The sequence below is a fragment of the Pseudomonas sp. UMAB-08 genome (assembly GCF_900095225.1).
GTDB lineage: Bacteria > Pseudomonadota > Gammaproteobacteria > Pseudomonadales > Pseudomonadaceae > Aquipseudomonas.
Genome location: NZ_LT607420.1, coordinates 178,129 through 184,353, shown reverse-complemented (window position 1 = coordinate 184,353; position 6,225 = coordinate 178,129). Strand labels below are relative to the sequence as shown.

At 63.5% G+C, this 6,225-nt stretch carries 6 protein-coding genes and 1 pseudogene; 3 read left to right on the top strand and 4 right to left on the bottom strand.

Annotated elements, in window-relative coordinates; translation table 11 throughout:
- The 4 genes and pseudogenes from K0F75_RS25775 to cobG all read right to left on the bottom strand — a co-directional run.
- Positions 1 to 314 (bottom strand): annotated as a pseudogene (locus K0F75_RS25775) (precorrin-3B C(17)-methyltransferase); the annotation flags it as partial.
- Positions 314 to 1,045 carry a precorrin-2 C(20)-methyltransferase gene (locus K0F75_RS14205; RefSeq protein WP_219062579.1) on the bottom strand — a complete coding sequence of 244 codons (732 nt, stop codon included), beginning with the start codon at positions 1,043 to 1,045 and terminating at the stop codon, positions 314 to 316. The pseudogene K0F75_RS25775 and the gene K0F75_RS14205, both read right to left, overlap by 1 nt.
- Positions 1,045 to 1,671: a precorrin-8X methylmutase gene (locus K0F75_RS14200; protein ID WP_219062505.1), complete on the bottom strand. Its 627-nt coding sequence runs from the start codon at positions 1,669 to 1,671 to the stop codon at positions 1,045 to 1,047. Before K0F75_RS14200 ends, K0F75_RS14205 begins: the two co-directional genes overlap by 1 nt.
- Positions 1,664 to 3,070 (bottom strand): precorrin-3B synthase, encoded by a 1,407-nt coding sequence (gene cobG / locus K0F75_RS14195; protein ID WP_257604377.1) that lies wholly within the window; start codon positions 3,068 to 3,070, stop codon positions 1,664 to 1,666. The genes K0F75_RS14200 and cobG overlap by 8 nt, the downstream gene beginning before the upstream one ends.
- A gap of 124 nt (positions 3,071 to 3,194) precedes the next feature.
- On the opposite strand from cobG, the gene cbiE reads away from it, so the two are divergent.
- The 3 genes from cbiE to K0F75_RS14180 are packed head-to-tail and all read left to right on the top strand — an operon-like array spanning position 3,195 to position 6,219.
- Complete coding sequence (gene cbiE / locus K0F75_RS14190; protein ID WP_219062503.1) at positions 3,195 to 4,397, top strand: precorrin-6y C5,15-methyltransferase (decarboxylating) subunit CbiE; 1,203 nt, start codon at positions 3,195 to 3,197, stop codon at positions 4,395 to 4,397.
- Positions 4,397 to 5,494 carry a cobalt-precorrin-5B (C(1))-methyltransferase gene (locus K0F75_RS14185; protein ID WP_219062502.1) on the top strand — a complete coding sequence of 366 codons (1,098 nt, stop codon included), beginning with the start codon at positions 4,397 to 4,399 and terminating at the stop codon, positions 5,492 to 5,494. The genes cbiE and K0F75_RS14185 overlap by 1 nt, the downstream gene beginning before the upstream one ends.
- Complete coding sequence (locus tag K0F75_RS14180; RefSeq protein WP_219062501.1) at positions 5,491 to 6,219, top strand: cobalt-precorrin-6A reductase; 729 nt, start codon at positions 5,491 to 5,493, stop codon at positions 6,217 to 6,219. The genes K0F75_RS14185 and K0F75_RS14180 overlap by 4 nt, the downstream gene beginning before the upstream one ends.
- The last annotated feature ends 6 nt before the right edge of the window (positions 6,220 to 6,225 follow it).

Here is a 6,225-nt window from a genome sequence, read left to right as displayed (position 1 = left end):
AGCCCGCCCAACAACGGCACGACCGCACTGCCGTCTTCGGCCACGGCCAGCACGGGCGGCTCAACGCCTTTTTCCAGGAGCAGGGGCGCCAGCGTCCGGATCACGATGCCGGCAGCACACAAGGCAATGATCGGCGTGTCCTGCTGATAGAGCTGACGCAACGTGGCGCCAAACTCGGTGTACGTCAGGTCGGCACCTTCAACCCGTGCCGCCAGCCCATGGATCAAAGCATCCGGATAAAGCTGTTGAATGCGGCGTGCCGTCGCCAGGCTGCCGTTGCCCAGAATGACGATGGCGGGTGTTTTAACCATCATCAGCCTTGCCACCTTTCGCCCGGAACGATGATCAGGGAGAAATACGGTGAAGACATTGGCTCGACCTGATCCAGCGCCACGATCTTCTGATTGGACATGGTTGCGCGCTCGACATACAACGCGCGATCCGCCATGCCGAGTTCTTCCAGCACTTGCCGGACTTTGGGGAAGTTGCGTCCCAGCTTCATGATCACCGCCGCATCGGCATCGGCCAGACGACGCTTGAGCTCGTCGTGGGGCAGGACACCGGAGAGCACCGACAGGCTTTGATTGCGGTACACCAGCGGCGCGCCCAGGACCGAAGCGCCGCCGAGCATCGAGCAGACGCCCGGCACCACTTCGGCTTCATAGCGCTCGGCGAGGCGGTCGTGCAGGTACATATACGAGCCGTAGAAGAACGGATCGCCTTCACAGATCACCGCGACATCGCGCCCCGCGTCCAGGTGCGCGGCCAAGGCCATACTGGCGTCATCGTAGAAGTCGCTGATCACTTGCTCGTAGGACAACGGCGCAGGCAAGGCTTCGGTGGTCACCGGGTACACCAGCGGCAACAGGGTCTGCGCGTCTTGCAGGTGGGCTTCAATGATGCCGAACGCGTTGCCTTTCTTGCCCTTGGCGACGAAGTACGCAACCACCGGCGACTCGCGCAACAGGCGCAGGGCTTTGACGGTAATCAGCTCAGGATCGCCGGGGCCGACGCCCAGGCCAATCAAACGACCGGGTTGCTGCATCATTCGATCTCCGTTGCCAGGGCGTTGACCGCAGCCGCGGCCATGGCGCTGCCGCCACGACGGCCCTGCATGATCACAAACGGCACACCACGGCTGTTCGCCGCGAGCATTGTCTTGGACTCTGCCGCGCCGACAAAGCCGACCGGGAAGCCGAGGATCAAGGCCGGTTTAGGTGCACCGGCATCGAGCATTTCCAATAGGTAGAACAACGCGGTTGGCGCATTGCCAATCACCACGACGCTGCCTTCCAGGTACGGGCGCCACAGTTCCAGCGCGGCGGCAGAGCGAGTATTGCCCAGCTCGCGGGCCAGCTCCGGCACGCCTTCGTCTTTAAGGGTGCAAATCACCGGGTTGTTGGCGGGCAAGCGTGTGCGGGTGACCCCTTCGGACACCATGCGCGCATCGCACAGGATCGGCGCACCGGCGGCCAGCGCAATGCGCCCGGCCGTGCCAGCACCGGGGGAGAAGCGCAGGTCTTCAATGACCTCAACCATCCCACACGCATGGATCACCCGCACCGCGAGCTTTTCCAGGTCGGCAGGGATCTGATCAAGCCGGGCCTCGGCGCGAATGATCGAGAAGGAGTTGCGATAGATCTCCTGACCGTCGCGGATGTAATCAATCATCGGTGCTGCTCCGTGAGTCGGCGGCTAACAGCGTGCCGACTGCTTCAATAGTAAGGTCACGCGCGCGCAAGCTACCGAAACCCGGTTGCTGCGCGTCGCGAAAATAGAGGTCGTAATGGCCGGCGGACACCGCCAGCAAGGTCACCGGGGCGACATGGGCCGCCGCGCATGAACGCGAACAGCCCGTCAGGTGCACCGCCAGTTTCAGGTCGAGGTGTTCGAGTCGGGCGGCCAGCAGCAGGGCATCCGCCTTGGTGTCGGCCAACCCTTTGCCACAGCCAGCCGAGCCGGTGCAGGCGATCAAGTGGGCCAACGGTTGTTCGGGCGAGCAGATCAACCCGGCGGCCTGCAGGCCCGTCAGCACGTTCGCCGCGTGGTCACGGTGAATGTTCGGCAGTAACAGGCTCTGCCAAGGTGTCAGGCGCAACGTTCCGTCGCCCCATTCGGCGGCCAATTTCGCGACCGCGCGCAACATCGACGCGTCAAGTCGCCCCAGCGGCGCTGCGCCACCGACAGACACCAAACCGGCCACGTCCTGAGGATAAATGCCAAGATGCCGATTCACAGGGGACGGCAATTGGCCCCCTGTAGGAGCGAGCTTGCTCGCGAGGCGGTGTGTCAGGCAAACCGTGTCAAGCCATTCGCCAACACGTTGGCGCCTACAGAATTCAACAGTCATGCGTTTGGCCACCACCAGAAGAAACGCCTCGGTCGACATTTCGGCCAGTACATGGCGCATCCGCACCTGCTCGGGTCGTGCCAGTTCAAGGAACGCGTCCAGCACCGCCACCACCAGCTCATGAGCATGACTCAGCGGAACAGCCGCCAGCGGCGCATCCTCGGCAGGGCAACCGGCCAGGCCGAACGCCATCAGGACGTCGCCGTCGATCATCCGTGCAGACAACCACAGGTCATGGGGGTGTTCGAGCATCGCCAGCGCTTCGCCGCCATCCAGCAACAGGGCAAATTTGGGCGACAGGTCATGGAAACGAGGCTCGCTCTCCAGGGTGCCGAGAATCTGCGCGGCCAACGGCCGGCTGTCGAACAACTGCTGCGGGTCGATGCCGGCCGTCGGGCTGAGCATCAGGTTGCGCACATCATCGCTTGCAGGGTTACTCGGCCCCAGACCGGCGTCCAATAGAATGGCGATCAAGCCGTCCTGATCGGCACCGACCCCGCGAATCTGCAGGTTCGCGCGGTTGGTCGCCTCGATCACACCCCCGGCATAACGTTGCGCCGCATCGGCCACCACGCACGCCTGGGCTGCAGTGATCGACCCGCCCGCCAGCTTGATCCGGCAAATACCGCCGTCCAGTGCCGGGACGATGCGCAGCAGCCCCGGACAAGCCGAGGGGCGTAAAGAGATTGAGGACGTGCGAGCAGGCATTGGCTCGTTCAATGGGTCACCCGGCAGAATTTGAAAAGGCGCTATAGCCCATTGGGCGCGGTATTATGCCTGCTTTGTCCGCAGGCATGAAAAGCCGGTCTGTCGGAAGTACTCATTAGTTGGCTGAGGAATGTACATGGCGCCGTGGCTGACAGTCGTGGGAATCGGTGAGGACGGCTTCAAAGGCTTGGGCAAGACAGCTCGCCGTGCATTGCTGCAAGCCGGGCAGGTGTTTGGTGGGCAGCGCCAGCTTGATCTGCTGCCCGCCTGCATTCGCGCCGAGCGAAGCCCCTGGCCCAGCCCGTTTTCCCTGAATCCGGTGCTTGAGCAGCGTGGCACGCCAATTTGCGTGCTGGCCAGTGGCGACCCCATGTTGTTTGGCGTGGGCGCCAGCCTGGCGCGACAGGTCAGTGTCGATGAAATGCTGGTGCTACCTGCGCCCTCCTCTTATTCATTGGCCGCTGCGCGCTTGGGTTGGCCATTGCAGGACGTGGTCACCTTGTCAGTGGTTGCACGACCGCTGGCGGCGTTGAACGCGCAGTTGCATAACGGTTTGCGCCTGTTGGTGTTGAGCAACGACGGCAGCAGCCCCGCCGCCATCGCCGAACTGTTGCGTGCACGTGGCTTCGGCCCGAGCCGGATGACGGTGCTGGAGCATTTGGGCGGAGACGCTGAACGCCGGGTCGAAGGCATTGCCAGTGAGTGGACCGACTTGCCGATTGCGGCGCTGAATCTGGTCGCCATCGAATGCCGTGCTGAACCCAATGCGCCACGCCTGTCCTTGCTGGCCGGGCTGGCGGACAGCGCCTTTGAACATGACGGTCAACTGACCAAACGCGATGTGCGCGCCATCACCCTCGCCCGCCTGGCCCCGGCACCCGGTGAACTGTTGTGGGACGTGGGCGCGGGTTGCGGCTCCATCGGCATCGAATGGATGCGCGCGCACCCAAGCTGCCGTGCGCTGGCGGTCGAAGCCGACGAGGGTCGCCAGTTACTGATCGAGCACAACCGCGACGCGTTGGGCGTGCCGGGCCTGCAATTGATTCGTGGCCGAGCACCTCAGGCGCTGCAAGGTATGGAAGCGCCCGATGCGATTTTCATCGGCGGCGGCGTCACACGTCCCGGCGTCCTCGACACCTGCTGGCAACAGCTGCGCTCTGGCGGACGACTGGTCGCCAACGCCGTCACCCTGCAAAGCGAGACCGCGCTGATCACCTGGCGTGAACAGCATGGCGGCGAACTGACCCGCATCCATATCGCCCACGCCAAGCCACTGGGCGAATTCGATACCTGGCGCCAGGCGCTGCCCATCACCCTGCTTGAAGCGATCAAACCCTGATGCGCGCCGAAACCGCCGAACAACCCGCCCCCTTGCGCAGCGGCTACACCACCGGCAGTTGCGCGACAGCCACCTGCCTGGCGGCGGCCCGCTTGCTGCTCGTCGGCGAGGCAAGTGACGCGGTGGAAATCGTCTTGCCCAAAGGCAAACAGGTGCACATGCGCCTGGAGTTCTGCCGACCATTTGCCGATGGCGCTGAAGCGGGCACGATCAAGGATGCTGGCGACGACCCGGATGTGACCCATGGTGCGTTGGTATTTTCACGGGTGCGACTCACACCGGAAACCGGCGTGCAATTCGTTGCGGGCCCCGGGGTCGGCACCGTTACCCGTCCTGGTCTGGTGTTGAATGTGGGCGAGCCCGCGATCAATCCGGTGCCGCGCAAGATGATCAGCGAACATTTGCTGCGGCTGGCAGATCAGGCCGGATACGCCGGTGGTTTCGAAGTCACCCTGTGTGTCGAAGGCGGCGAAGCACTGGCGCTGAAAACCATGAACCCTCGGCTCGGCATTCTCGGTGGCCTGTCGATCCTCGGCACCAGTGGCATCGTTCGACCGTTTTCCTGCGCGGCGTATATCGCATCGATCCATCAAGGCATCGACGTCGCCAAAACCAATGGTTATCTGCACATCGCCGCCTGCACCGGCAACGCCAGCGAAGACACCATGCGCCGGGTCTACGACCTGCCGGAAATCGCCTTGATCGAGATGGGCGACTTTGTCGGCGCGGTGCTCAAGCATCTGCGCAAAGTGCCTGTGGATAAACTGAGCATTTGCGGCGGCTTCGGCAAGATCAGCAAACTGGCGGCCGGGCATATGGACCTGCACAGCCGTCACTCCAGTATCGACCTGCCTCAATTGGCCGAGTGGGCCGCGACCCTCGGCGCCGATGCAACATTGCAACACGCCATCCGCGAGGCCAACACCAGCCAGCAAGCGTTGGCGATGGCCAGTGCGGCCGGTATCGCCCTGGGCGACGAGGTGTGCCGTCATGCACGGGCGTTTGCCCTCAGTGTGGTGCCGACGCAGGTTCACGTGGAAGTGTTTGCCATCGACCGCCAAGGCGGGATCGTCGGTCAGGCGGGAGTCAACGAATGAAGCGTCTGCTATTGCTCGGCGGCGTCACCGAGGCCCTGGCGATTGCGCGCCGACTAGGGCCGCAGCATGTCTACAGCCTGGCAGGCGTGGGCCGGGTACCGACGGATCTGGCGTGCCAGGTGCGGGTCGGCGGCTATGGCGGGGCTGAGGGTCTGGCACAGTTCATTCGTGATGAACGCATCGATTTGCTGCTGGACGCGACGCATCCCTACGCGGCACAGATCAGCCAAAATGCCGTGACCGCCGCACACCTCAGCGACATCCCCTGTTGGGCCCTGCGACGCCCGGCCTGGGCGGCACAACCTGACGATGACTGGCGCGAAGTCGGCGACTGGGCCGAGCTGATCACCGCCCTCGAGCCCTTCAAGCGGCCACTGTTCACCCTCGGTCGCGAACCCTTGCAGCACCTGCACGAAATCCCCGTCCACCAGTTCTGGACCTTGCGTGCCCTGGACGACTACCCAGGCAACGAACGCTGCGAAGTGATCGGCGCCCGCGGGCCCTTTGTGCTGGACGACGAACGCACCTTGTTCGAACGTCGGTCTATCGACGTCCTGATCAGCAAAAACAGTGGCAGCAGCGCGACTGAACCGAAACTGGAAGTGGCACGGGAGCGAGGGGTGCCGGTGCTGATACTGCGCAGGCCGGTGTTGCCGGGGGTGGATCGGGAGTTTTTAGATGTAGATCGGCTACTCATCACCTTGGGCAACCACGGTTTTTTATAGCGTTAT